At 41.3% G+C, this 26,331-nt stretch carries 19 protein-coding genes; 5 read left to right on the top strand and 14 right to left on the bottom strand.

Going from position 1 to position 26,331, the window contains the following annotated elements; genetic code table 11:
* Positions 1-236 precede the first annotated feature (236 nt).
* The 4 genes from CDZ94_RS17445 to CDZ94_RS17430 all read right to left on the bottom strand — a co-directional run bounded on the left by CDZ94_RS17445 (position 237) and on the right by CDZ94_RS17430 (position 4,060).
* A complete protein-coding gene (locus tag CDZ94_RS17445) occupies positions 237-1,244 on the bottom strand; it encodes a FecCD family ABC transporter permease (protein ID WP_096439244.1) in 1,008 nt (335 codons plus the stop codon).
* The gene (locus tag CDZ94_RS17440; protein ID WP_096439242.1) at positions 1,241-2,251 is read right to left on the bottom strand and encodes a FecCD family ABC transporter permease; all 1,011 of its coding nucleotides are present in this window, start codon (positions 2,249-2,251) and stop codon (positions 1,241-1,243) included. Before CDZ94_RS17440 ends, CDZ94_RS17445 begins: the two co-directional genes overlap by 4 nt.
* Before the next feature lie 110 nt (positions 2,252-2,361).
* Positions 2,362-3,264, bottom strand: coding sequence for an iron-hydroxamate ABC transporter substrate-binding protein (locus CDZ94_RS17435; RefSeq protein ID WP_096439240.1), 903 nt, complete (start codon positions 3,262-3,264; stop codon positions 2,362-2,364).
* Complete coding sequence (locus CDZ94_RS17430; protein ID WP_096439238.1) at positions 3,218-4,060, bottom strand: ABC transporter ATP-binding protein; 843 nt, start codon at positions 4,058-4,060, stop codon at positions 3,218-3,220. Before CDZ94_RS17430 ends, CDZ94_RS17435 begins: the two co-directional genes overlap by 47 nt.
* A gap of 307 nt (positions 4,061-4,367) precedes the next feature.
* On the opposite strand from CDZ94_RS17430, the gene CDZ94_RS17425 reads away from it, so the two are divergent.
* Complete coding sequence (locus CDZ94_RS17425) at positions 4,368-5,414, top strand: NAD(P)/FAD-dependent oxidoreductase (protein ID WP_096439236.1); 1,047 nt, start codon at positions 4,368-4,370, stop codon at positions 5,412-5,414.
* A gap of 57 nt (positions 5,415-5,471) precedes the next feature.
* Here the strand turns inward: CDZ94_RS17425 and CDZ94_RS17420 are convergent, their stop codons facing one another.
* The 5 genes from CDZ94_RS17420 to CDZ94_RS21435 all read right to left on the bottom strand — a co-directional run bounded on the left by CDZ94_RS17420 (position 5,472) and on the right by CDZ94_RS21435 (position 14,341).
* A complete protein-coding gene (locus CDZ94_RS17420; RefSeq protein ID WP_096439233.1) occupies positions 5,472-6,638 on the bottom strand; it encodes a DUF418 domain-containing protein in 1,167 nt (388 codons plus the stop codon).
* A gap of 218 nt (positions 6,639-6,856) precedes the next feature.
* Positions 6,857-8,365, bottom strand: coding sequence for a glycerol kinase GlpK (gene glpK, locus CDZ94_RS17415; protein WP_096439231.1), 1,509 nt, complete (start codon positions 8,363-8,365; stop codon positions 6,857-6,859).
* 12 nt (positions 8,366-8,377) lie between these two features.
* Positions 8,378-9,229 carry an MIP/aquaporin family protein gene (locus tag CDZ94_RS17410; protein ID WP_096439229.1) on the bottom strand — a complete coding sequence of 284 codons (852 nt, stop codon included), beginning with the start codon at positions 9,227-9,229 and terminating at the stop codon, positions 8,378-8,380.
* A gap of 504 nt (positions 9,230-9,733) precedes the next feature.
* Positions 9,734-11,428, bottom strand: a complete 1,695-nt coding sequence (locus tag CDZ94_RS17405; protein WP_096440970.1) for a glycerol-3-phosphate dehydrogenase/oxidase — start codon at positions 11,426-11,428, stop codon at positions 9,734-9,736.
* 357 nt (positions 11,429-11,785) lie between these two features.
* The gene (locus tag CDZ94_RS21435) at positions 11,786-14,341 is read right to left on the bottom strand and encodes a S8 family serine peptidase (RefSeq protein WP_100832242.1); all 2,556 of its coding nucleotides are present in this window, start codon (positions 14,339-14,341) and stop codon (positions 11,786-11,788) included.
* Positions 14,342-14,854: 513 nt separating this feature from the next.
* Between CDZ94_RS21435 and CDZ94_RS17395 the strand changes: the two genes are divergently transcribed.
* Complete coding sequence (locus CDZ94_RS17395; protein ID WP_096439227.1) at positions 14,855-15,577, top strand: sigma-70 family RNA polymerase sigma factor; 723 nt, start codon at positions 14,855-14,857, stop codon at positions 15,575-15,577.
* Between the two features lie 401 nt (positions 15,578-15,978).
* Entirely contained in the window at positions 15,979-16,353 is a 375-nt protein-coding gene (locus CDZ94_RS17390) for a hypothetical protein (protein ID WP_096439225.1), read from the top strand.
* Positions 16,354-16,702: 349 nt separating this feature from the next.
* Here CDZ94_RS17390 and CDZ94_RS17385 read toward each other — a convergent pair whose 3' ends face one another.
* From CDZ94_RS17385 to CDZ94_RS17365, 5 genes are all read right to left on the bottom strand, one after another.
* Complete coding sequence (locus CDZ94_RS17385) at positions 16,703-18,106, bottom strand: sodium:solute symporter family protein (RefSeq protein WP_096439223.1); 1,404 nt, start codon at positions 18,104-18,106, stop codon at positions 16,703-16,705.
* Between the two features lie 441 nt (positions 18,107-18,547).
* On the bottom strand, positions 18,548-19,687 hold the full coding sequence (locus CDZ94_RS17380; protein ID WP_096440968.1) for an NRAMP family divalent metal transporter: 1,140 nt from the start codon (positions 19,685-19,687) through the stop codon (positions 18,548-18,550).
* Positions 19,688-20,313: 626 nt separating this feature from the next.
* The gene (neuC, locus tag CDZ94_RS17375) at positions 20,314-21,432 is read right to left on the bottom strand and encodes a UDP-N-acetylglucosamine 2-epimerase (protein ID WP_096440966.1); all 1,119 of its coding nucleotides are present in this window, start codon (positions 21,430-21,432) and stop codon (positions 20,314-20,316) included.
* Positions 21,425-22,480 (bottom strand): N-acetylneuraminate synthase family protein, encoded by a 1,056-nt coding sequence (locus CDZ94_RS17370; RefSeq protein WP_096439221.1) that lies wholly within the window; start codon positions 22,478-22,480, stop codon positions 21,425-21,427. Before CDZ94_RS17370 ends, neuC begins: the two co-directional genes overlap by 8 nt.
* Positions 22,481-22,494: 14 nt before the next feature.
* A complete protein-coding gene (locus CDZ94_RS17365; RefSeq protein ID WP_096439219.1) occupies positions 22,495-23,601 on the bottom strand; it encodes a DegT/DnrJ/EryC1/StrS family aminotransferase in 1,107 nt (368 codons plus the stop codon).
* Positions 23,602-23,929: 328 nt separating this feature from the next.
* On the opposite strand from CDZ94_RS17365, the gene CDZ94_RS17360 reads away from it, so the two are divergent.
* Together CDZ94_RS17360 and CDZ94_RS17355 are read left to right on the top strand one after the other, a co-directional pair.
* The gene (locus CDZ94_RS17360) at positions 23,930-24,949 is read left to right on the top strand and encodes a polysaccharide biosynthesis protein (RefSeq protein WP_096439217.1); all 1,020 of its coding nucleotides are present in this window, start codon (positions 23,930-23,932) and stop codon (positions 24,947-24,949) included.
* Positions 24,949-26,286, top strand: a complete 1,338-nt coding sequence (locus tag CDZ94_RS17355; RefSeq protein ID WP_096439215.1) for a CDP-glycerol glycerophosphotransferase family protein — start codon at positions 24,949-24,951, stop codon at positions 26,284-26,286. Before CDZ94_RS17360 ends, CDZ94_RS17355 begins: the two co-directional genes overlap by 1 nt.
* Positions 26,287-26,331 lie beyond the last annotated feature (45 nt).

The raw sequence follows: 26,331 nt of genomic DNA, 5'->3' as shown, positions 1-26,331 counted from the left end.
TAAGTTACAAAGGGAGGGGTCTGTCTCCATCGCATCTTCCCTCTTTGATTTAGAATGACCGTATCCAACAATCCAGTCCGATGCATCATTCGAGCTCGCCCTCTACTAAGGACAAATGTTTCGTCTTTTTCAAATATCATTAACAACCTTTAACAGAGCCTATAAAATAATAGCAACCAACAGGAAGATAAACCCCTTTTTTTCAACTCTTCACTAGATTGATGTAAGTACACACCCTACTTCCTCAACAACAAATAAAGAAAATACGGAGCACCGATAATGGATACGATAATGCCTGCTGGAAGTCCGTCTGGGTCGGTGAGATTTCTGCCGATCGTATCAGCGACAAGCAGAAGCCATCCGCCAATTAATATAGCGAGCGGGAGTATTCGTTGATACACTGGGCCGGTAAGAGCTCTTGCGATGTGAGGGGCCATTAAGCCGACGAAGGCGATCCCACCTGTGACGGAAACCGCAGAAGCAGCAAGAGCTACTGCGGTAAAAAGCAAGGTCATTTGTTCTTTTTTTACGGCCACCCCAGTTCCGGTGGCTACCAAGTCACCAAGACTAAGAAGGTTTAGTCGGTTCGCTTTATAAAGAGAAAAAGGGATTAGAACAAGGAGCCAAGGGAGAAGGGCTAAAATAAACGGCCAGTCTGTGCCCCAAATGTTGCCGGCAAGCCAAGTGGCAATAAAGTCGACTCTTGTCTGATCAGCAGATGAAATAAGGACAATCATGACCCCGGATAAAGCGAGGGAAAAGCCAACCCCAGTTAATATAAATCGAACCGGATGAAAGCCAACCTGTTTTTGATAAGAAAATAGATAAATAGCTATAGCAGTGAGAAGTGCCCCTGCAAAGGCTGCCACTGGAAGCATATAAACAAACGCACCAACCTGAATCGGAAAAAATAAAAAGAAAATAGCCACGGACACACCGGCTCCAGAATTGATACCAATAATCCCAGGATCAGCTAGATCATTTCGGGTAATCCCTTGTAAAATCGCTCCTGATAACGCCAGTGCCATACCAGCTAAAAGTGTAATGATCATCCGTGGTAGCCGCACTGAAAAAAGAATAAACGTTTCCTGGAACGTTCCTTTTCCAACTAAAACCGGGATCAGCCTGTCATAAGATAACTTGGCATAGCCGATCCCCATACTGATCAACATCGTTAGCAGGATAAGGGTTAAGAAGAAAATGATAAGCAGGTATTGTTTTTTTACTAGATTAGGATGTATCACGAGAACCCTTTTCCTCCTTTTCGCACTACCCATAAAAAGAAAGGCAGTCCCATAATAGACAGAATAGCGGCCACAGGTGTTTCGTAAGGTGCATGAATGACCCTACCTACCGTGTCTGCCAATAGCATAAACGTTGCTCCGACAATAGCGGACATAGGAATGATGTAACGGTAATCTGTTCCAATGACAGAGCGTACTATATGAGGAATCATTAACCCAATAAAGGCGATGTTACCAACGAGAGCAACGGCTGCTCCAGTGAGGAGAATAATGACAACAATTAGGACAACCTTTATTTGTTCTGTTTTTTGACCTAGTCCGGTTGCTACGTCTTCATTTAAGCTGAGAATGGTCACTTGCCTTGATAAAATCACAGCAGTGATCAGTCCAACTGTAATAAAAGGTACAATGACTTGAAGTTGCATCCAGTTTGTTCCGATAAGTCCTCCTGCCGTCCACATAGACACCTCTTTAGAAATTTTAAACGTTAAACCAATTCCTTCAGCAACCGCCTGTAAAAACGCAGTGACAGCCGCACCTGCCAGCACGATGCGAAACGGAGACATTCTCCCTTTTTTCATCCGGATGATCCCGAAGACAAGCCCCGCACCAAGCGCAGCCCCTATAAAGCAGGCCATCATCATCCAGAAATAATTCGTCCCAGGAAGAAACGCGATCGTTACAGCTAATGCCGCGTTTGCTCCCGCCGTTAGTCCCAGAAGCCCTGGGTCAGCTAGTGGATTTCTTGTCATTCCCTGCATCACTGCCCCAGACACAGATAATGCGGCCCCAACAAAGACCGCCCCGATTTCTCGTGGCAATCGGATTTCTCTTATAATAGATAATGATTCTCCCGTTTGAGCTGTTGCTACGGCTAGCCAAATATCACGCACAGGAATTTTCGCACTACCTAATATGAGTGATAACGCAAACATTAGAAGGAGTAATATAAACCCTATTAAAAATACAAGTGAAACAGGTATGGTGTTTGAGCTGGTCTTATTCATAAGCACCCTCTTCTTTTACAACTGCTAGATTTTATTTAATATAGGTCGCCAGTAGAGACAAACAAAAGAGGAAGAGCTCCAAATACAAGCGCCTTCCTCCTCGTGATCTCTTACTCAAGAAAACGTTCATGGTAAGTTTCAAGCTGATACTCTAGCGTGATAGGATCATTAAAGTAAAATTCTGCAGCATTTACTTCAATCACTTGATCGTTTTGAACGGCAGGAATGTTCTGGTACGTGTCGGTTTTCTCGAATGAAAGATCGGCGTCATCTACCTTGCTAAAAACCATATAATCACCAGCAAACTCAGAAAGCACCTCAGGAGAAAGGGCATAATATCCGTCTTCAAGAGCGACTTCCGCTACCTTCTCAGGCATGGCTAGTTCCATTTCTTGATAAAGGACTTCTGTGCCTCGACCCCAATTATCACCAAAGACATAAAGCTGCTTGTCAAAGTTTTCAAAAACGGACACGGTAGTATCCTCGCCGATGACATCTTTAATCTCTTCTCCTGCTACCTGGGCTCGTTCTTTGAAATCATCGACCCATTCTTTCGCTTCTTTTTCCTTGTTTAGTAGTTTCCCAATCTCTATATGCTGAGTGAGGTAATCGACATTGCCGTATGTATAAGTTACAACAGGGGCAATTTGTTCGAGCTTGCTTACGTTTTTAATGTCTGAGTATCCAATAATTAAGTCTGGCTCTAATTCAATTAGCTTTTCAAGGCTTTCATCTGTGACTTCTTCAATGTCCTGTAGCTCGTCTTCAAAGCGTGGATTCATTTTCGACCAAGGATCCACACCGACGAGGTTTACATCAAGTGCCATAACGTTACCTGCAAACGAGGATAAAACAGCTACGCGCTGTGGATCAGCAGGAACTTCCACTGGTCCATTTTCTGATTCATAAGTAATGGTGTCATTTCCATTTAATTCTTGTCCGCTCGATTCGCCACCTCCACAAGCACTAAGAATGAGCAATAATAGAGTGAACGGCATGATTATTTTTTTCATGGTGATTATCTCCTTTTAATAAATGGTAAGTCATACACATCGGTTTATTCGTATAAGGGTCTCGGCCGATCAGAGCGTCAATGTGAAAGACGTCTCTTAGCACATCGCGTTGAATGACTTCTTCACAATTTCCCGCTTTCATAATGCGGCCTCTTTTCATAGCAATGAGATGATCAGCAAAGCGCGCCGCCTGATTTAAGTCGTGTAAAACCATAATGATAGTCCGCTTCTCTACACGATTTAGTTCCTCTAGTAATTCAAGGACTTCGAGCTGATGAGCCATATCCAAATAGGTTGTTGGCTCATCGAGGAAAATCATCTCCGTCTCCTGTGCAAGTGCCATTGCAATCCAGACTCTTTGTTTCTGCCCTCCTGATAAGGCGTCAACAGCACGATACTTGAATTCCTGTATACCTGTAACTTCAAGTGCCCAGTCAATCATTTCCCGGTCTCGTTTTGTGAGTCTGCCAAATCCTTGTTGATAAGGAAATCGTCCATAAGATACAAGTTCTCCAACTGTCAGTCCGCTGGAGCTTTCAGGCGTCTGAGGTAGAATCGCCATTTTTTTCGCCAGTTCTTTTGTGTTTTCTTTAGAAATATGCTGTCCATCGAGAATTACGGAGCCAGAAGCATGAGGAATAATGCGTGTGATTGCTTTTAGAAGCGTAGACTTCCCGCATCCGTTAGGACCAATAATTGTGGTGATCTGTTGATCCGGAATGGAAATACTCAAATCTTTAATAATGAGCTCTTCCCCATAGCTGACAGTCATACTATCTACAAATAAACGGTTCATCGTTTCACCTTCCTTTTATTAAAAACAGCGTTAGCTTCCGCAGCATCCATTTAAAGTCTCAAGGACGCTTTTCCCTTGAGACGGGCGCCGTGAAGGTAGCTTTCATATCTCTTAATTTTAGCTTCTTCAAACATTTCCTGAAGTTTTCACTATGGATTTTTGAAAATTAAAGTCATTTTTAACAAGTTTCAAAATTTCAGTTGATAATGATTATCAGTTTCATCTACAATAATAACTATAAGATGATGAATTCTCATTGTCAATGGAATTTTAGAAAGCCACAAACTTTTGCTAATGAGGTGAAAAAATGAATGCTATAGACATGTATGACGTAACGATTATCGGAGGAGGCCCAGCTGGTCTTTATTCAGCTTTTTACAGCGGAGTTAGAGAAATGAAGACAAAAATCATTGAATACCAGCCGACTCTTGGGGGAAAAGTCCAGCTTTATCCAGAAAAAATCATCTGGGATGTCGGAGGATTACCACCTACGTCTGGAGAAAAATTTATGGAACAGCTCATTATACAAGGTCTCACCTTCAAGCCGACTGTGAAGCTGAATACGAAAGTGACATCAATATCAAAATCTGTAGACGGAACCTTTCGAGTACATACGAATAAAGGAGAAGTCCATCTATCAAAAACGGTGATTGTAGCCGTCGGAGGTGGTATCATTACACCTCAGCGACTTGATATTAAAGGAGCAGAAAGATTTGAAGTGACGAACTTGCATTACACAATCCAATCGCTTAAACGATTTAAAGGGAAAAGCGTACTGATTTCAGGTGGAGGAAATGCAGCCATTGACTGGGCCAATGAGCTTGAGCCAATTGCCAAAAAGGTCTATATCACCTATCGTAAAGGAGCTCTTAAAGGACACGAATCAGAAGTGAGTAAGCTATTAAACAGTTCAGTACAATGTTTTTTTCATACATCCATCTCTAAGTTGACGGCTAACAGGGACCAGGACATGATTGAACATGTCGAGCTTTGCCATGAAAATTCAGGAGAAACGATTACGCTTAAAGTAGATGACTTGATTATCAATCACGGGTATGAACGCGATACCGCACTATTGAAAAATCACAGTTTAAAAGTAACGCTCGAGGATGACCATTTTATTGCAGGAGCTGCAAACAGTACGTCATCTGTAGAAGGACTTTACGCGGCTGGGGATATACTAAAGCATGACGGTAAACTGCACCTTATTGCGGGAGCCTTTCAGGACGCTGCTAACGCAGTCAACCAGGCTAAACGATTCATTGAACCGGATGCAAAAAAAACAGGTATGGTCTCATCACATAATGACCTTTTCAAAGAACGAAACAAGGAGCTAATAACCAATCACGTGTAAGGCCTTCAAAGAGGAATGGAAAAAACGCATGGAAACCCATGCGTTTTTTCTCGAGCATTATGCTGCATTTCGTTTTTCTTTGATGGTTACAGGTAGTATGGTAAGCCATTTCCAGACGATTTCAACAGGACCTGTAGTGTATTTTTTCAGCCAAATGTGGGCAAATACCATCATACCGATACAAATAAACGCCCATACACCAATGATTTCAGCGGAGTTTAAGCTCCCTCCAAGTCTCAGGCCCCAACTGTAAAAGAGCAAGGAAGCGACGATGTTTTGCAGGATATAGCAGCTTAGGGCCGTTCTTCCTACTTCAGAAAGTCTGTTAAATAAAAAGCCGCTTCCCTTCTTTTCTATGATCCAGTGAAACAGCATTAAATACCCTAATGCCATGAGCGGGGCAAACGTATATCTGACAAAGACACCCATGGAGTAAAGGGGCAAAAAGACGAGTGCATTAAGAGGGATTCCGATACCAAGTCCCCAAAACAGAAACTTCTTTCTTCTTCGTTTGCTTTCATCCGTTTTGTCGAACAGACCACTCCTTACAAGGTAAACACCAAACAGGAAGAGTAGTATATTCATTGGAATAATCCCAATGGCTTCTGTTCTCATTGCCCAAAAGTCGTTGAACCGGTAGAGTACTTGGTCCAAGTACGTCCCAGTTAGATAGACAGCGGACATCTCCTGCATTTCAATGAAAAGCTCTTCTCGTAGTTCTTCTATTCGGAACAGTATTTCTACCGTAATGGCTAGTAGAGTTACTCCTAAAAGGTGAATGACTCCGAGTATAATCGCGATTGTTTTGATCACACTCGTTTTGCATCTGATCAAAAACGCAACAATCATTCCCGTTACGGCATAGCTCATGAGCACGTCAAATTCAAAAACAAACAAGTAGTGAAGAAAGCCGTCAATAAACAGGAGCAGCATTCCCCATACATAAAGCCACGGCCATAAATTCTCCTGGTTATTTTTCATGTAGGATCTACGTTTAATTTCCAAGCCCATACCAAACAGAATCGTAAGCAAGCCGAGAAATTTCCCATTCATAAAGAAAAGAAAAATCCATTCTACGATGGTTTCCCATGTATAAAGCCAATCTTCTTCCCCAAGAAGGAAATCATAGGCCCCGAGTGATGCAAAGATCCAAATATTCGTGCCTAGAGTACCTAAAATAGCTGCTCCTCTTGCAACATCGAGCACTTGAATACGATTTTTCATAAAATTGTCTCCTCCGCCTGGTTAGTGATCGCTTCCCATTTAGATGTACGTAAAAAAATGGTAAAGGTTTCGGAGGATGAGGAGAAGAAGGTTTGTTTTATTAGGATAAATTTGAATATATCAGGATTTCGTTTTATAAATCGAATATACCATTAAAGGAACGCATCGCTTCCGTTAAGAAAACGATGCGTTTCACACGATGGTTTATTCATTTTTGGTTAAATTCTCTTCCCTTTTTTAAATCTCATTGTCGCTTCTACTGCTGTTTTCCAGCCATCATAGAGGTCTTCTTTCACATCCTCTTCCATCTTAGGATCAAAGGTCTGATCGATGTGCCATTGCTGGGCGATTTCTTCTTTATCCTTCCAAAATCCTACGGCAAGTCCTGCGAGATACGCGGCTCCCAAAGCGGTCGTTTCTTGGACATCCGGTCTTTGAACCGGGACGCCTAAGATATCACTCTGGAATTGCATTAAAAAATTATTGGCTACAGCACCGCCGTCTACACGGAGGGTTTTAAGGTCAACCTTGGCATCTGCTTCCATCGCATGTAACACGTCTTTTGTTTGATAAGCGAGTGATTCTAACGTTGCCCGCACAAGATGCTCTTTTTCCGTTCCTCGCGTTAGACCGAAGACGGCGCCTCGGACATCGCTATCCCAGTAAGGTGTTCCTAGTCCTACAAATGCTGGGACCACATAAACACCATCAGTTGATTCTACTTTAGTCGCATAACTCTCACTTTCCCGAGAGGAATCTAGCATGCGTAACCCGTCGCGAAGCCACTGAATGGCTGATCCAGCAACAAAAATGCTGCCTTCTAGCGCGTATTCAACCTTGCCATCAAGCCCCCAAGCAATCGTCGTCAGTAACCCGTGCTCAGATTTTACTGCCTCTTCTCCCGTATTCATCAGCATAAAGCAACCCGTGCCATACGTGTTTTTCGCCATCCCTTTTTCATAACACGCTTGACCAAAGAGAGCAGCCTGCTGGTCCCCTGCAGCGCCGGCAATTGGAATCTCTTCACCAAAGAAGTGATAATCGATTGTTTTTGCATATTCAGCTGATGAAGGTTTAACTTCAGGCAGCATTGAATTTGGCACACCAAGAATATCGAGTAATTCTTCATCCCACTTTAACTCGTGAATATTGTACATAAGCGTTCGCGAAGCATTGGTATAATCTGTGACATGAGCTTTTCCACCAGAAAGCTTCCAGATCAACCACGTATCGATCGTTCCAAAAAGAAGCTTCCCTTGCTCGGCCTTTTCTTTAGCCCCATCTACATTGTCTAAGAGCCACTTTACTTTCGTCCCGGAAAAATAAGCGTCAATTAAAAGTCCTGTTTTATCTTGAAACAGCGGTTGGTACCCCTTTTCTCTGAGCTCTTCACATATCGGGTCTGTTTGTCGGGACTGCCAAACGAGTGCGTTATAAATCGGTTTGCCGGTCTCCTTGTCCCAGACAACCGTCGTTTCGCGCTGATTTGTAATTCCGATCGAAGCAATCTCTTTTGGTTGCACATTTTGTTTATTTAATACTTCTGCAATAACGCCTAAAATAGAAGACCAAATTTCATTGGCGTTATGCTCTACCCACCCTGGGTGAGGAAAAATTTGCGTGAATTCCTGCTGAGCTGTGTCGACGATTTGCCCTTGTTTGTTAAAAAGGATCGCTCTTGAGCTCGTTGTCCCCTGATCTAGTGCAAGTACATACTTTTTTTCCACTGTATTCTCCTCCTAAGCTTCTGTTTGAGTTTGAGTTGGGTTATGATAAACTTCCTCATTTGGTAACGTTTGCAAGTCTTTCTTATGAATTTGCAATGAAATAACTAAAACGACAAAGAAGGCACCGATAAATACCCATAATGCATTATAAATGATTCCTTCAAATAATGCGGCATAAACGAGCGCTCCTAAGCCCCCACCAATTAACGGACCAGCAATCGGGATCCATGCATACTGCCAATTTGAGCTGCCTTTTCCGGCTATCGGTAAAATTGCGTGGGCGATTCGAGGCCCTAAGTCACGGGCAGGATTGATCGCGTATCCTGTTGTTCCACCTAGCGAAAGACCAATGGCTACAATTAAAAACCCAACAATGAGTGGGTTTAACCCTTCTGTAAACTGATTCGCTCCAATAAAAAGTATGCCGATTACAAGAACGAATGTCCCTAAAACTTCACTGAAATAATTTGAAGGCGTATGTTTAATCGCCGGGTCTGTACTGAATACACCAAGCTTTGCCCCTTGATCGTCTGTTTGTTTAAAGTGTGCGTAATACTGAAACCAAATGAGCGTTGCTCCGATAAACGCACCAAGAAGTTGGGCAATAATATAAGCAGGAACGCTAGACCACGGAAACTCTCCAATTAAAGCGAAGCCTACGGTAACTGCCGGGTTCAAATGGGCATCACTAATTTCACCTACGGCATAAATGCCTAAAGCGACACCAAGACCCCAAGCCATCGTAATGACAATCCAGCCACCTCCTTCTGCTTTCGTTCCTTTTAACACAACTCCTGCTACAACACCGGTACCGAAAATAATTAAGATCATCGTACCAAACAATTCTCCAATAAATGGCGACATCCCTTTGTCCTCCTTTAAATGCTCCAGAGACAAAAAAAAGACCAACAGAAAGCAAACCTAGCACGCTCCTAGGCCGATTTCCGTTAGTCTCAAAGTCTCAATCAGAAAATATATTAACTTGTAAACTATTAAAACAGACTATGAAAACGTTGTCAATACTTTAAAAAAACAACTTTAGTCGCAGTCATTTTATGGCCTAATCCAGTTTGCCTTACCAGGTAGTCGTTTTAAAGGGCTAATAATGAATATCTGTACTAGAAAAGAGATACGCAGCTAATTTGGATTCGCATAATGGTTACTAAAGTTTTTACACCTCCGATTTTGTTATGTTGTAATGAATTAACTTTTTCAGAAGGTATCTTTTTTTGTATATAATTTCAAGCTTGAAGGTGAATCAGTTGATTCACTCATGTAAACATCAAATAAAAAGAAATGGCTCTCACCAACGGTGAGGGCCATTCTTTTTAGCTGGGTTTTGTCCCATCCTCCTCTACCAAACAATAATCATAAAACCATACTGCTCGGTGATGACTGTTGGACTCTTTCTTCTGGCTGCATTGCATAGGCGATTTCTCTATTTAGCTCTTCTCCAAAATCACGACGCTGTTCATTCGTCCACTGTAATCGATATGCTAAATAGTGAATGGCCTGCGTCTTCCATCCTTTAACCCAGTCAATATTAAAAATCAAGGCACTTGTACGACGATTAAAGAAATCTGATGGTTTCACTGTCATTTCTTCCTCAAGCCCGTAAACGAGTGAAGCGAATACGCTTTTTGGCAACTGGAATTGCTTAGCTTCTTCCCCGGTTGTTTCAATAATCTCAAAAACTCGTTTAACATTCGAGCCATAAAGTTTCACTAGTTTACGAGACTCATCTGCTGTAAGACCTAACTCAACACCGACTTTTATTTGCTTTTCGATAAAATCTTTATAATTCGCGGAACCGCCGACATCGCCTCCGGAAAGGACAATTTTGTCTGTGGTACACTTCTTTTCATTTCCGATATCTTTCGCTACCATGTCAACGATTCTTTCTGCCATTTTACGATAACCTGTTAATTTCCCGCCTGCAATCGAAATCAATCCCGTTTGAGAAACGAATGTCTCATCTTTTCTGGAGATCTCCGATGCGCTTTTTCCTTCTTCATGGATTAGCGGACGAAGCCCTGCCCAGCTCGATTCTACATCGCTTTCTTCCAGGTTGAGACTAGGGAACATGTAGTTTGCTGCATTCAAAATATAGTCCATATCTTCTTGTGTCATTCGCGGACTGGCAATTTCAGCATCATAGTACGTATCTGTCGTTCCAACGTAAGTTTTGCCGTCACGTGGAATCGCAAACACCATCCGGCCATCATCTTTCGTATCAAAATAAACCGCTTGCTTAAGTGGAAAACGCGACTGATCAATGACAAGATGAACACCTTTCGTTAAATGAAGGAACTTCCCTTTTTTCGAACCGTCTTTTTCCCGCAATTCATCGACCCATGGACCTGCGGCATTCACAACACGCTTCGCTTTAATGTTATACGTTTTACCAGAAATTAAATCTTTTATTTTTGCACCGATTACACGACCATCACGGTAAAGTAAGGACTCTGCCTTTGCATAATTGGCAGCTCTTGCTCCGCGATGAACCGCTTCTTTCATAATCTCTAACGTGAGCCTAGCATCATCTGTTTTATATTCAACATAAATGCCGCCACCTTTTAACCCTTCTTTTCGCAGCAACGGCTCTTTTATGAGCGTCTCATTTCGACTAAGCATTTCACGACGTTCATTGCGCTTAACTCCAGCCAGTCTATCATACACCTTTAACCCGACAGAGGTGGCAAATTTTCCAAAAGTCCCCCCTTTAATAATCGGCAAAAGCATCCATTCTGGTGAGGTGACGTGAGGTGCATTTTCATATACGATTGCTCGCTCTTTCCCTACTTCTGACACAAGCTTGATTTCAAACTGCTTTAAATATCTGAGTCCCCCATGTACGAGTTTCGTAGATCGGCTCGATGTTCCGGCTGCAAAGTCTTGCATTTCCACTACTCCAGTCGACAGCCCCCGAACCGACGCATCAAGAGCAATACCGGCTCCTGTAATCCCGCCTCCGACAACAAGAAGATCGAGCTCATTATTTTCCATCTCTTCCAAGTAGGTATTTCGTTGTATTGCTGAGAATGGTTTACCCAATTTGAACATCCTTTCTTTTTTGAGAAAAGAAAAAGACCACAACAGCTCCATCCTTAACGCTAAAAAAACGCATAAGTATGGAGTGTTGCGGTCTCTCCTGTTCTCCGACCAATTTATGAACTTATTTTTAGTATATCAGAGATTTGTTAACTTAGAAAGGGAAACTTAGGGGACGGGCGGGGATCTGGTCAACTTCTGGCAAGATCTAGTCAATTGAGCACAAGTTCTAGTCAAACAAGCTTCGGATCTGGTTTTCTAACGTCGACCTACTTGGGTTTTAGAGAAAGCTAATCCATAATAGAAAGAGGGCGCTTCAAAAGGCAAAACACATACCTTCTGAAACACCCTTTCTATGGATGTAACCTATTATCGAACTCTCAAGCTAGAATAATGAGAGTAATGCCGATTAATGTACGCAGCGTATTCTGCACGTGTCACATCGCTTGTTGGTTCAAAGGTTGCTGTAAACTCCGGTTCGATGGATGTTCCGCCTTGCTCTAATTCAAAGTAGGCGTTCATAAGGTTTAAATTTAGAGCCTGTTGGACGTACCCTTTCAACTCATCTGGAATCAGGTGAGAATCTTCAATAGCAATGCTTTCTCCTTTGAGATAAACCGTGAGCTTCTCGTCTTCTTCAAACTGAAGTTCTTTTGCTCCCTCTTGCAATCCTAGGCTTTGAACAAGAGAGTAAGCCAATTCAGCGCGGTTTACGGATCCATTTGGTGAGAATTTATCATCGCTAGTCGGCAGGATTACCCCGTCATGTTGCTGTTTACGATCTAGTAAGGCAGAACCGCGTGCCGTGGTAGCCTCTACGTAAGGTGCTAAATGCTTGTTTATATCTTTAAAAGAATCAGCACCGTCTAATGGTAAATACTGACGGATACCTGCGCCCATTGTTAAATACTTAGCCAGCTCTCCACGTGTGAGGTGATCATCTGGCCTAAACTCACCATTGGAATTTCCGTCAATAAGACGATTGTATACAGCCATGATGATCGCATCTTTTTCAGGGTGATTTTCGATATCGTTTAACCCCGAGTATCCATCAGAGGTTCTCGTTGTGATCGTTCCTTCCACCTCTTCCGGAAGAGCAGTCCCAATAGGATTCAGTTCATCTCCATGCAATCCACGAATCTCTACAGCCCATTCACCGGAATCTGGAGAATTTACAATCACTGTACGATCTGTAAATAAGGTGAATAATAGGGAGATTCCTGAGCTGTACTCCGTTCCATCAGGTGCAATCAATACGAGGTTTATCGGATTTCCACTTTCAAAAAAACCATGACCATCTACTCGAACGGCTAATTGTGTTAAGTCTTCTTCCACATCAAAAGTATATTGGTTATCTTCAGCAGACGCGGCAGGATTATAGTCAATCGTAATCTCTTCTGTTTGTGAATCGACATGCACTTCACTATTAAATTCCCGATTCATATTTAATACTTCACCATAGTCACGTCTTTCAAAAGCTTGATCTACTGCTGCATAGGCATTGACATATCCTGCCCCTACTTCAGATGGGCTGTACCCTGGCATATTCGTCGCTGTCTCTTCTAAAATCTCCTGAATTTCTATAGGCGATAAAGAAGGGTCCACTTCCAGAAGAAGAGCGACAATACCTGCTACGTGCGGAGCTGCCATTGATGTTCCGCTTTTAATCGTATAATAAGGAAGGTGGCCTGTTTCGATCACTTCTGCATCATCCGTTGCATTTGCGACCGATAATGGATCTGTCGTACGCGTGGAAACAATATTCACGCCTGGTGCTGTTACAGTCGGGCGGTCTTCCCACGTCACTTCCTCACCCCAAAAATCAACCGTGCCACCGCGTACTTCCAATCCTCGTGATGAGAAGCTTCCAAGATTGGCATTGCGATCACCGGCAGCAACTGTAATAACCCAAGGTGCTTTTTTAAAGTTACCTGTAATTGTATCTTCACCAGGACCGGAGTTACCAGCGGAGAAAATAACGGTAATTCCTCGTCCTGCTGCTTCCTTAGTGGCAATATTTGTAGGATGGTCAGGATCAAAATCAGTTCCTACATCGCTTGGAGAGCCCCAAGAATTTGTAATGACACGAATGTTATAGTCATTTTGGTGAGTAATCGCGTAATCAAAGCCACCTAAAGTATCAAGAATGAATAAGCCGGCACCAGAACCATATCCGATCAAATTTGCGCCCGGCGCAACCCCTTCGTATTTACCACTGGACTTTTTCCCCGTTCCTCCAACGGTTCCGGCAACGTGAGTTCCATGACCAGAGTCTGAATCTGTATTCGGAACATCTTCAACATAGGAAACTGGCAACAAACTGCTGAGCGCATTTAGGTTCGTTGCTGCCATGACATTCTGAACAAGGTTATTTCCAAATTTGTGATCCTCGTGGGTGCCATCAATCCCACTATCATTAACCACGACACCTACACCTTGTCCTGAAACAGGAACCCCACCATTTCTTGTACGGATTGTGTTGTCTGTACGCATGCGGTCAACGCCTGTTAGCGCTGTCGAGTCAAAGTTTTCATATTCAAGTTCACTGTTTAAATAAACCGAACGCACTTCGTCCAATTGAGTTAAATCTATCACCTGCTCTTTTGTTGCTAAAACACCTGCAATAGGTAAAGATTCTAAAGCAACCCCTGTTTCAATCCCTAACTGTTCTAATAAACCGATTTCTGATGCTCCAGGCCCTTCGTCACTATTAAATGTAACGATAACTTCCACCGGACCCTCCGCTGCCTTCAAGGCTTCATCTAATAATGGGTCAACTGTTGTTTCTACACCTACCTCTTGCAACGTCTCTTTAAGTGATTTAGTCGTATCCCCTAATAGAGAGCCGATTGCTTGTCCTGGCAAAAATGAAACAAATAAAGCCATGACTAATACGAAACTTAATAAGATTTTAGCCTTTCTCATTCAATTCCCTCCATTTAATCATTTGTATGCTTACATTCATTCATAAGAAAATCCCCACTCATTTTCAGGGGGATCCTGCCACTTTTTAAATTTTCACACAATTAGTCATATGGATGTACCTTTCGAAATGTTATTTTAGGTCATATGTCCCGTATTCACGTCTAGTGTACGACAAGAAAGTCTTTTAGCCCCCTACGGAGCTACATAAAGTTACTCTTTTTACAATAAGTAATAATCAAAAAAATGCGAGAGAATATTATTTTGAAGTTGTGTGCTTTTTTAAACAAATGAATTATGAAAGTGATTCAAATACCACTTAAATCTAAAGAGTAAGCAACATTAAATATTTCTTTAGAACTACATTGTTAAAACTTTATTACTATAAGGAGTACGCTAAATGAATTGACTTTTCCTTTTTATGATAAAACGACTTTTTTCTATGATAAACTATCCTCTAATCATCCCTTTCACAGGACTACACCAAAGAACCGATAAAGCTTTGAGGTGAAATTTGTGCTATCTACTAAGGTAAAAACATTGTTACTTGGAGCTCAAAGAGGAGACATCGAAAAGCGCAATCAGTTTATCATGCTTCATCAAGCTTTTATTTTGTCTACTGTTCAACATTTTCTTAAGCAGTACGTTGACTCAAGTCATGATTTGTATAGCGAAGCGTTAGTCGCATTTAACGAAACGATTGATAAATACAACCCTACCCTCGGCACCTCTTTTTACAGCTTTTGCAAAACGCATATCAGGTTTAGGTTATTGGATTATGTAAAAAGAGAAAGTAAACATCTTCATAGTCCATATGAAATTGCAGGAGAAGACGGTGACAGCTTTTCACCGGCCGATTATGAAAAAGCGCAGCAAGAATGGTTTGCTCAGAAAGAAAATGAGAGAATACATCATGCTTTTGAGGTCTTCCTTGAAAAGTTAAATCACTATAAGATTGAACCTCATGTTTTGGCAGAGAAAAGTCCACAGCACCGTGACACAAAAGAAATGTTAGCCTTTATTATTGAAGAAACCATTAAAAACCAAGCGATCGTTTCCTATAAACAGCAGAGAAGACGATTACCAATCCATAAAATCGCAGAGCTTACCAACGTTCCTAGAAAGACGATTGAAAACCACCGGCTTTTTATTATTGCCTATTTGCTCATTTTGACTGAGAAAGAGCTTTATCCACTACGGCATTTTGTTAAGAGAACCTACCACTCGGAGTCTGTCTAAACTTAATAATCAACAGGTACACCTTTCTTAAAAGAAAGCCATATAGCAAAATACTGAGCATATACTGTTTACCAGCCACCGGCGTGAAAATATCGCTCGAGGAGGTTTCAAACAGTGTCTCAAAGAAAACATATATTAATAGGAAGCCCTATTCAACAGCGCCCTTCAATACTTCGTGAATTTTTATCCTCTCTAAACAGCCTGCAAAAAAGATATATCGACACGTATTGTTTCCGCCTCTATGACCTGTGGAATGAAATGCATTACAGATTCTTCCTCTTTTGCGGTTCTATAGAGCGATTAGTACAAGTAGAATTATGGAAAAAATACTCTATATCAATTTGATTTTGTGCTAAAGTGGGAGAATAATGTCAAAATAGTGATGATAAAAGGAGGAAATAATGAGGTTTTTAGAAAAAATAATTACAGGTATAATTTGTGCAACGATCACGTCACTTGTATTATCTTTTACGGTTGCTAGTTGGTCGTTTTTTTCAATACTTTGGTTTTCGTTACTAGTATTTTGGACAGTTGTTTTACCTTATTCAAAGCTTATAGATGTACTGCTAATTAAAAAAATCAAATCCAATCAATACATAATTGCAAATGTACTTTATATAGTTGGTGGCGCTTTAATTACTGGCGTCTTCATTTTTTTATTTTTAGGGACATCCGTTATGAATATTAATAAATTATTATTATTTGGCGGGATAGGATTTTGGCTATTTTTCCATGTGAACATTTTTACGAGTAAAGCTATATTACGTTATGCATAAATCGAAATACAGAAAGAAATAAAAAATCCCATTACAACTAAATGAAGGGCATGGAAACTCTCCATGCCTTCTTTTAATGTGAATTATACTGTGATTTTGCTTGCGTTTTAGTCTGTGTTTAATTATTTTGAACCTCTCAAATAAACCCGTACCGAAAGGAACAAGCGTTTATTATGGAAAGAGAACGATATTTCGAGTAGGAAGAGGGTTCACACTTTCCTTTACTATTAACTAGACGTCTGAGTTGGTTTTCGCTACTTCTGCTATTCTCATCTGCCTTTTTCACTTTTATGACAAAAGACACAGAGCTTGTGCCCTGTGCCTCTCTCTAACTATATTTAACAACAGATTACTTTCCGCTGTTGTTTTGTCCACGACCTTGTGTCATAAGTGTCACGACAATTAGTACGATAAACGCAACTGGAACGGCAATAACTGCGGCATTTAATTCAAATGGCTGTCCCAATATAATTTCCCAAGTAAGTGTTGTAACAACACCGGCAACCATTGAAGATATTCCGCCGATCGCATTAACCTTTTTCCAGAAGAAAACGGCCAATACTGCAGGTGTTACACCAGCACCGTAAACGGTGTAGGCATACATTTGTACGCTTAATACTGTTGGGAAAAAGTTAATTAAAATAAATGAAAGCACACCTAACACAACAATGAACATCCGCGTCATCCAAAGCTGTCTAGCATCAGAGGCGTCTTTATTAATATAGTTATTATAGACATCGTACGTTAAGTTTGTTGCTGCAGATAACAAGAATGAGTTTCCTGTTGTGATAATGAAAGATGCAGCTGCGGCTAATAAGAGGCCACTTACGACTACTGGCATAACCAATGTTGTTGCCATTAACGCCATTCCCGGATCAATGTCTGGGAAAATGGAGCGTGAGGCAAAAGCAATGAAGCCAATTGCTGGTGAAATAATTAGCATCGCAACAAACCAACCAATTTGACCGCTCTTAGCAGAACGATCTCCTTTAGAGGATGCAAGACGCTGGTACATATTCTGGTCACCGAGCAATAGGAATAATGATGGCAACAAGTACCCGAGCAGCTGTAAGGTTGTAAGGCCTCCAGTCGTTGTCATGTGAGCTTCAGGCACATTGGCAACAATTTGGTCCCAACCGCCTGCTACTACTAAGATCGTTGGAACGGCAATAATAAGTCCACCGACCATTAAGAACCCACTAATAGCATCCGTTTGGGATACAGATCGAAGACCGCCGATCATCGCTAAAAAGATAATCATTGCAGCACCGATAATCGTGCCTGTTTCGACTGCCATCCCTGTTGTTAAATTTAAAATGAAGCCCAAACCTTGCATTTGGTAAGAAACAATTCCTACGTAAGCAAGAATAATAATCACACTAGCAATGTTACGAGAGGTTGTCCCGTATTTCGATTCTAGAATTCCCGATACGGTGAACTTTCCGAATTCACGGATTTTTGGTGCGATCACATAGAGAACGAGAATCCCAACTAAGGTTGGCAGCATCAATAATAATGCTGGAATAATCCCATAGGTATAAGCCATGGAAGTTTCTCCGCCGGAAATACTGCCGCTCCCTACCCACGTGGCAAGGAGTGTCCCCATTAATACAAAGGGGCCAAGACTTTTACCTGCTAGGACAAAGTCCTCACTGCCTGAAACCTTCTTCGACATGAAGATCCCGATACCAATCATAACGACGGCATAAGCAGCAATAAACCATAATAACGTCGGATCGTGTTGAAGTTCCATTACAAAAAATCAGCTCCTAGTTATTTCATACGCTGTACGGTACTTAGAAGTTTTCAAACAATAGTGTCACCTAAAATCATTCCACTATACAAAGACACGACACACGTTTTACTTGCTTCCGTTTCAGTACAACGTTATTAAACCTATCACACTTCAGAAAATATTTAAAATCACCACAAAGCTGACTTTTCCCAGAATTAATAAGGGTTTTAACACTTATTCAAGTATTCACAAAGTAGCTTTTTCCCCATTAAGTCATACGATCGCCATATTGCACCATTCTTATGAACATTTCGACAATGGCCGCATATGAAGGGCATTTTATTTCACAAAAATAAGTCGAAAGTCCTAAACACAGTGCTTAAATAGGTGATATTATCAGGTATAAATGGCCTCGTAATAAGACGATTCTGCAAAAAAGAAAATCTGCATTAACCCTTTTTAAAAAATTTGCGGAATCATTTGGATAAGCGTACGTACTCCTAAATAGATCGTTAATAAAACAACAAATGTACCAAAAATCGTCATCCACATCGGGTGTTTATACTCGCCAACAATATTAGAGCGATGAGCGGCCAGTAAAATACAAGATAATGTTAGCGGGAGGATGAGTCCGTTGAATGCTCCTGCTAGTATTAACAGCAAGACAGGTTCGCCAATGACGGCAAAAACAATGGTCGAGAACGTAATAAATCCAATGGTCCAGTAATTCTTATTCTTTTCGATATTTGGGTGAAAGGTAGTTAAAAATGATACGGATGTGTACGCTGCCCCAATGACCGATGTAATTCCAGCCGCCCAGAGGACTAGACCAAACATCCGAAATCCTACCTCTCCTGCAGCAATCTGAAACACAGAGGCAGTAGGGTTATCAGCATTTAACGCAAAGCCTGCTGACACTACACCTAAAACAGCTAAAAACAGGATAAACCTCATAATAGAAGCAACGACAATTCCTGTAACCGCCGTATTCGTAACATGACGAAGGTTTTCACGCCCAGATACCCCAGCATCTAAAAGACGATGACCTCCAGCAAACGTAATATATCCTCCGACGGTTCCACCGACAACTGTAATAATCGCTAAAAAATCAATTTCTAGCGGAGCCACTGTACGAATCGCCGCTTCCCCATACGGCGGACTGCTGACGATCATGACGTAGGTTGTTAAGAGAATCATCATGGCTCCTAAGTAACGGACAATCTTATCCATCGCTACATTGGCTTCTTTAAATAAGAACGTAATAATACAAATGACACCCGTCATCACGGCACCTACTCGCGGGTCAAACCCGAGTAAGGCATTGACGCCTAATCCACCTCCAGCCACGTTACCAATATTAAATGCCAGTCCACCCAATACGATAAAAAAAGCAACAACAAATCCTAAGCCTGGAAAGACGGCATTGGCAATTTCCTGCCCGCGCATTTTTGAGACTGCGATAATCCGCCAAATATTGACCTGAGCACCAACATCCAAAACAATCGATGCAAGAATAATAAAAGCAAAGCTAGCTAATAATTCCTCGGTAAAAACGGCTGTTTGTGTTAAGAAACCTGGACCAATAGCAGATGTGGCCATTAAAAAAGCAGCGCCGGTAGCAGCACTCAAGCGCTGTTTCGGCGTCAGTTGTTGTTTGTCTTCAAGTGAGTCATTTTTCAAAAGTGAGTCATCCTTTCGTGTCAATTGTTTAAATGGCTAAACTTAGGATATCCAAAGTTTAGGCTTTTACCTCTTTTTTCCTTTCAACCTTTGGCAGCTCTTTATGTATAAAATAAGAAAAGCATAAGGCGCCCGCTTATCAGCGAAATGCAAATGTTCTGCCCGATAAAAAGTGCTTTTTACTTTTAATCGAGCAAGTTATATGACACGAGCTGTTGGCGCCTGGAGCTAGACATCGAAACCTAGATTTCTATACTTTCCCTTAAAGAAAACTTAGCTTACCGCCAAGACTTAGTGCGCCTATACTTTATCCCTTTAGAGAAGTTAAACTTTCTTTAAGAAAAAACGCATAGCGGTCTTTTATTAAGAACAGCGGTAGCTTCCACCGTATGTTTTACAGTCTCAAGGATGCTTTGCCTTTGAGGAGAGCAGCGTAAAGGTAGCTGTCCACTTATAAACCCTTATCTTTCAATGAAAAATCCGAACCTGTTAACAGGCCCGGATTTTAGTCGACTTCGGGATCTTTCAAGGGTGACATCTCCCTACTACAACCACCGCTTCAACTGCTTTACGATTTCTTCAGCTGGAGAGTCTAATACGTCATAGGGATTTTCGATCTTTTGTTTCTCTTGTTGAAGCGTGTCTTTTATCGTTTCTTCGATGACGGTGGCATCATATGGAACGTTGATAACGTTTCCTCCTTGTTCGCGGCTTTGCTGACGACTTCCCACGCTAATAAATCGCAGATGAAAAAAAGGGGCTTCAATAATTCCACTGCTGCTGTTTCCAATAAACAGATCCATTTCTGAAAGTAAAAATAAGTATTCATTAGGAGGAATCGATTCAATATAGGTTACATGCTTGTGACCGGATATAAAGGATTCAATTCGTTCTCTAAAAATGCCTCCACCCGCATCACTGTTCGTCCCCAGTATCAAGATTTGAACGTCTTTTACCTTATCTAATGATTTCAATACTATGTCAATTTGTTCCCGATAGGAAACGGACTCCTTGGAATCCGGGTGCATGACAAATAACAGTTTCTTTTGAGTAGACGTTAGTCTGTATTTTTTTACCCATTCATCTCTTACCGTTCGATCAAGTGTTGTCAGCCACTGAACATCATGCTTTCTTAAAGACCCCGAGACGAAAATACAGCTTTCTTCTTCACCCATTCGAGCTAATTGTTCTTTTGATTGAAATGACGCTGCAAAATGATAGTTCGAAAGCTTTGAAATTGCATGCCTCACGCGATCATCTGCTGAGCCTGATGTTTCTCCTCCATGAAGATGAAAGACCTTAATGTTTTGATAATGAGCTGCTATTGCTGCGGCGAGCATTTCACCGCGGTCTCCCAATAGGAGAACGCCATCTGGTTTTGATTGATCAAGAACGTCGGAAAAATAAAGCGTTGCCATACCTACAGATTGGGCCATCGCATAAGTTGAGTCACCTTTAAATAAAACTTGAGGTGCAGCTACTATATCAAATGCGTCTTTTTTAATTTCCTCAATCGTCTGACCGTATTCGTTTAAGAGGTGCATGCCAGTTACAACAAGCTGCAACTGAATGTCGGAGGCTTTTTCCAGTTCAAATAAGAGCGGACGATAAATCCCGTAATCAGCGCGTGTACCTGTGAAACAGAGGAGTTTTTTGCTAACCATCACGTCCTACTACTCCTCGCAAGTCTTTCCATAATAAAGGATCACCCTTTCTCTTTGCAACGTCGAGCTGTTTTCCTAGTACTTGTTGATAATCACAAGCTTCCATTTGATGAGAAGGACGCAAATACGTTACATCTTTAGTGGAGATGATGTGGCCTTGGGGTAAATCGTTTGCTGCGTAAATCCCGCGCCGGACTTTCTGTTTTGTCTCTACTTCCGATGGGGTTAGATGCTTCACTGTTGTACCTAAGGCCGCTTCGATTTTCCTAATTCCGCGAACCATTTCTGCAAATTCTTCAGGTTCTACAGAGGCTGCATGGTCTGGTCCCTCCAAAGTACGGTCGAGTGTAAAATGCTTTTCAAGGATTTTGTACCCTAAGCTCGCAGCCGCAAACGGAACCTCTAATCCAAACGAGTGATCAGAATAGCCGATGACACAAGGAAAGTGATGCTGGAACGTTTCGATCACGCGCAAATGAAGATCTTCAAAAGGGGCTGGGTATGCAGATGTACAATGTAGAAGCGCAAAATCTTGCCCTTTAGGAAGGAAGTCAACAGTGGCTTGCACTTCTTCTAAAGTCGCCATACCTGTTGAGAGAATAAGCGGTTTTTTATAGCTTGCGAGCTGAGCTAATAGCGGGTAAAAAGTAAGATCTCCACTTCCAACTTTATAAGCGTCTACCCCTAGTTTTTCAAGGCTCTCTGCGCTTTTTATATCAAAGGGAGTAGAAATGAACGAAATCCCCGTTTGTTCACAAAACCTTTTTAACTCTGTAAAATCACCTTGCGTCAGCTGATACTTTTCAAGCATTTCCTTTTGAGAAGTGACGTTACTTTTTTTCTGGTAATCTACTAGTTCACTATCTGCTGTCACGAGACTTTCGGTTTGGTAGGTTTGAAACTTAACGGCATCTGCTCCTGCCTGTTTTGCAAGGGTAATCATTTTTTTAGCGAGTGCCATCGAGCCGTTATGATTCACTCCAATTTCAGCGATGATCAACATCGGTTCTGCTTCTGAAATTAATTTCCCACCCATTTTGAACGTCATGATCGTCCCTCCTTCTAGGCTAGCGCTTTCTTTAAAGCTTTGATAACAAAAGCCTGTTCCCGCTCTGTAATCGTTGAATAAAATGGAATCGCTAGCGTACGCGCTGACATCTCCTCACTGTAAGGAAATCTCCCTGCTTGATCCCCGAATTTTTTACAAAAGCTTTTCTGTAAATGAATCGAGGGAAAATACGGTTTTGATTGCACGCCTTCTTTTAAAAGACTCGTGATTATTTTTTCTCGGTTTACCGACTTTGGTAAAACAACAATAAACACAAACCAGCTCATTTTTCCGCCTTTGATTAGCTCCGGAGTTGTTACGGGAAGCTGCGATTGCTTGATCAACTGCAAATAACGGTCCGCAGCTCGGTCTCTTTTTGCCAGTATTTCATTGAGCCTTTCCATCTGACCTACTCCCACTGCCGCCTGCAATTCAGACATACGGTAGTTGTAACCGACGTAATCATGGTCGAGCCAGTCACTCGTTAAGCTTCTGCCTTGGTTACGTAAAGCAGCAGCCATTTTGTAAACATCCTCACGGTCTGTTAGGAGAATGCCACCTTCTCCGGTTGTCATTTGCTTATTAGGATAAAAAGCAAACACACCAGCGTCTCCCATTCGTCCTGCGTGCTCTTTTTTCCACTCAGCGCCAATAGCTTCACACGCATCTTCAATAACGACCAAACCGTATTTCTGTGCAACTCTTCTTACATCATCCATTTGACAAGGCTGCCCAAAAATATGAACAGCTAGAATCGCTTTTGTTTTAGCCGTAACGGCCTCTTCTATTTTTATCGTATTCATATTTAATGTTAACGGATCAATATCAACAAAAACCGGTTTTACTCCCTCATAAAGTAAACAGTTACCGGAAGCTATGAAGCTATAAGGCGTCGTAATCACTTCATCGCCCTCTTTTAAACCGAGAGATTTAACTGCCACGTGAAGTGCACTCGTGCCACTATTCATCGCTACTGAATAGCGGGCGCCAAATCGTTCACGAAATAACGCTTCAAACCGTTTCGTTTTCTCTCCCATACTTAATTGTCCGGAATCGAGAACTTCATTTACGTATTGCTTTTCAAGCTCTGATATATCGGGTCTCGACAAAGGTACAATCATCCATCATCGCGTCCTTTCTTCCCTATTAGGAGGTTCAAAAATAGTTCTCAATTTTAGTAAATGTATGGGAGCCATGCTTGCCATAGACCTTTGCCTTTATAGATCACTCCTTTTCGCCCTTTTTTGTAAGGCGAGTGCAGGCGAATTACCAGATTGACGTACTTATTGACTAGATAACGCACCCCTTTGACTAGAAACCATACCTCCCTCCATCCGCTCATGATTGTTTTTACCGCCATAGTTGAAAATAGTTCTCTCTTACTATCGCAACCTCGTCCCAGCATTCATACCCTATCTAGTAAGTGACAAAATTCAGAGGTGGAGTCAGATGGATGATCGTTCAGCACTTAAACATTATTTCAAAGACAAACAAATACTAGTTACAGGCGGAACGGGTTCAATTGGCCAACATATCGTTTCTTCCTTGCTTGACTGCCAACCTAAGAGCATTGTTGTTTTTAATAAAGATGACAGCAAGCAATATTTAATGAAACAAAGGATGCAGCGTCATCCGAATATTTTCTTCCAATTAGGTGACGTTCGCGATTATCAATCAGTAGAGTATGCAACAAGGGGAATCGACCTAGTCTTTCATGTCGCAGCATTAAAGCAAGTCCCTGTATGTGAAGAGCATCCGTTCGAGGCAGTAAAAACAAACATTCTCGGGAGTGAAAATGTGATCAAGGCTTGTATTCTTAACAAAGTAAAAAAGGTAGTGAATATTAGTACAGACAAAGCTGTTAACCCGACAAATACAATGGGAGCGACAAAGCTCATTTCAGAAAAGTTATTCAACAATGCCAACACAATGCTAAATAACAAAGGAACGACGTTTTGTTCCGTCCGGTTTGGCAATGTCATTAACTCCAGAGGCTCGGTTATCCCCTTGTTTATGGAGCAAGCAAAATCAGGCGCCCCTTTAACGATCACAGATCCAAAGATGACCCGGTTTATTATGAGCATTTCAGACGCTGCGCAATTAACGCTAAAATCGATCTATTATTCAAAAGGTGGAGAAACGTTTATTTTCAAAATGCAAGCATTGAGTATTTTAAACCTAGCTAAAACGATGAATGACTATTATCAAAAGAAAGGGATGAACATGCCGCCAATTAAACAAATTGGCAAACGTCCAGGTGAAAAGCTTTATGAGGAGTTGATTTACCTTAACGAAATGGAACACATCGTTGAGGATGCAGATCTTTACGTCATTCTCCCTGAGAAAAGAGAGAACTTCTTTCACTTCCAACCTAATGAGACTCCTTTATCTCGTTCAGACGAAGTTCAAATGATGACTGACAAGGAAATTAGGAACTTGATTAAAACGCTTGAACAAGAGGGCGCGTGATGACTATGCAAAGAAAAAATCAAATGATTTGGCTTCATTCAATCGACTTTCTCAAGCTATTTTCTAACATTACCTACGATAACGTCCCAATTACTCTTCCATTATTAAGAGAGTTTCAAAAGTATGTAGCGCGGCATTATAAAAGCGCTCGCCTTGAAAAAAAAGGTACCAAACTACATTCCAATATTCAAAAAGCCTGCGAGCCTTACTTGATTAAATCAACAGTAAAAAGAAAAGAAGGCTATGTACTAGTAAGAGCAGACCTTTATCCGTTAACAGCAAATATAAAAAACAGGAAGTTTCTTTACCTCGCTCATCACCGCCATGAATATAAGAAGATGCTAAAAAATGAACATTGCCGACCTTTGATTTACTTACAGTCCCTACCTGAGACAGCGTTTTTATTTTCTAAAGAACAACGTGTACTAAACAAGATCAAGAAGGTGATAAAAAAATCTGCCACTCCCCGTTTCTTTAAAAGTAAAACGTTCATTTCATGGCTTAATAAAAAAGTGAAAAAGCTGCTTAGTAACATTCGAAAGGTTAATACACTATTTGAAAAGTACCCTATTTCAAAAACACTTTATGGATCGACCATTAACCGTCACGGAGCATTAATCACCACGTTTGCTCAAACAAGAAATGTTCAAACGATCAATTTTCAACACGGGGTGTTTGGCGAGGTTGCTCATTTACCAGTAAATGCAGATGTGAACCTTGTTTGGGGGGAGTCTCATAAAAAATATCTAGAATCTTACGGTGTTCCTGCTGATAAAATAATGATTGTTCCACCGCTCTTTCCAAGAAGCTTGCAATCTCGCACCCCTTTTCACTCAATTTCTCATCAAAAAAAACGTGTTTTAGTCGCACTTCAGCCTTTAGGTTACGGATTTAATAAAAAGATGATTCAAACGATTGAAAAAGCTGCCCAGCCTTTAGCTAACAGACTACTTATTCGCTACAAATTACATCCCGACCAACGTAAGAGGCGTTACTCGACGTTAATTAACCCTAATTACTCCACTATGTATAACCACGGCTCTTTTTCGCTGCATACCTTAATCGAGGAGTCAGATATTGTCATCACACCATTTTCAACTGTTGCGTATGAAGCACTTCTTTTAGAGAAGCCTGTTGTCTTTTATTCAAAAAAGACAACAATTTATTATTTAAGAGGAACACCAATATTTGTAAAGGAATTTGGTGAATTTAAGCAGCTGTTTTCTAAAATAAGTTCTGAACCCACCTATTTAAGTACGTTGGTTGCCATGACGAAGTTAAAAGACGAAAAAAGTATCCCCATGAATGATAAGACGGTTGCGTCTTTTTTAATATAGGGGTTTGAGTAGAATTAAAATATCTTCTTGGAGAATTACTGACGT

Origin of the sequence: Alteribacter populi (assembly GCF_002352765.1) — a bacterium.
Classification (GTDB): Bacteria; Bacillota; Bacilli; order Bacillales; family Salisediminibacteriaceae; genus Alteribacter; species Alteribacter populi.
The sequence above is the reverse complement of the archived record's forward strand: the minus strand, read 5'-3'. Positions and strand labels throughout refer to the sequence as shown.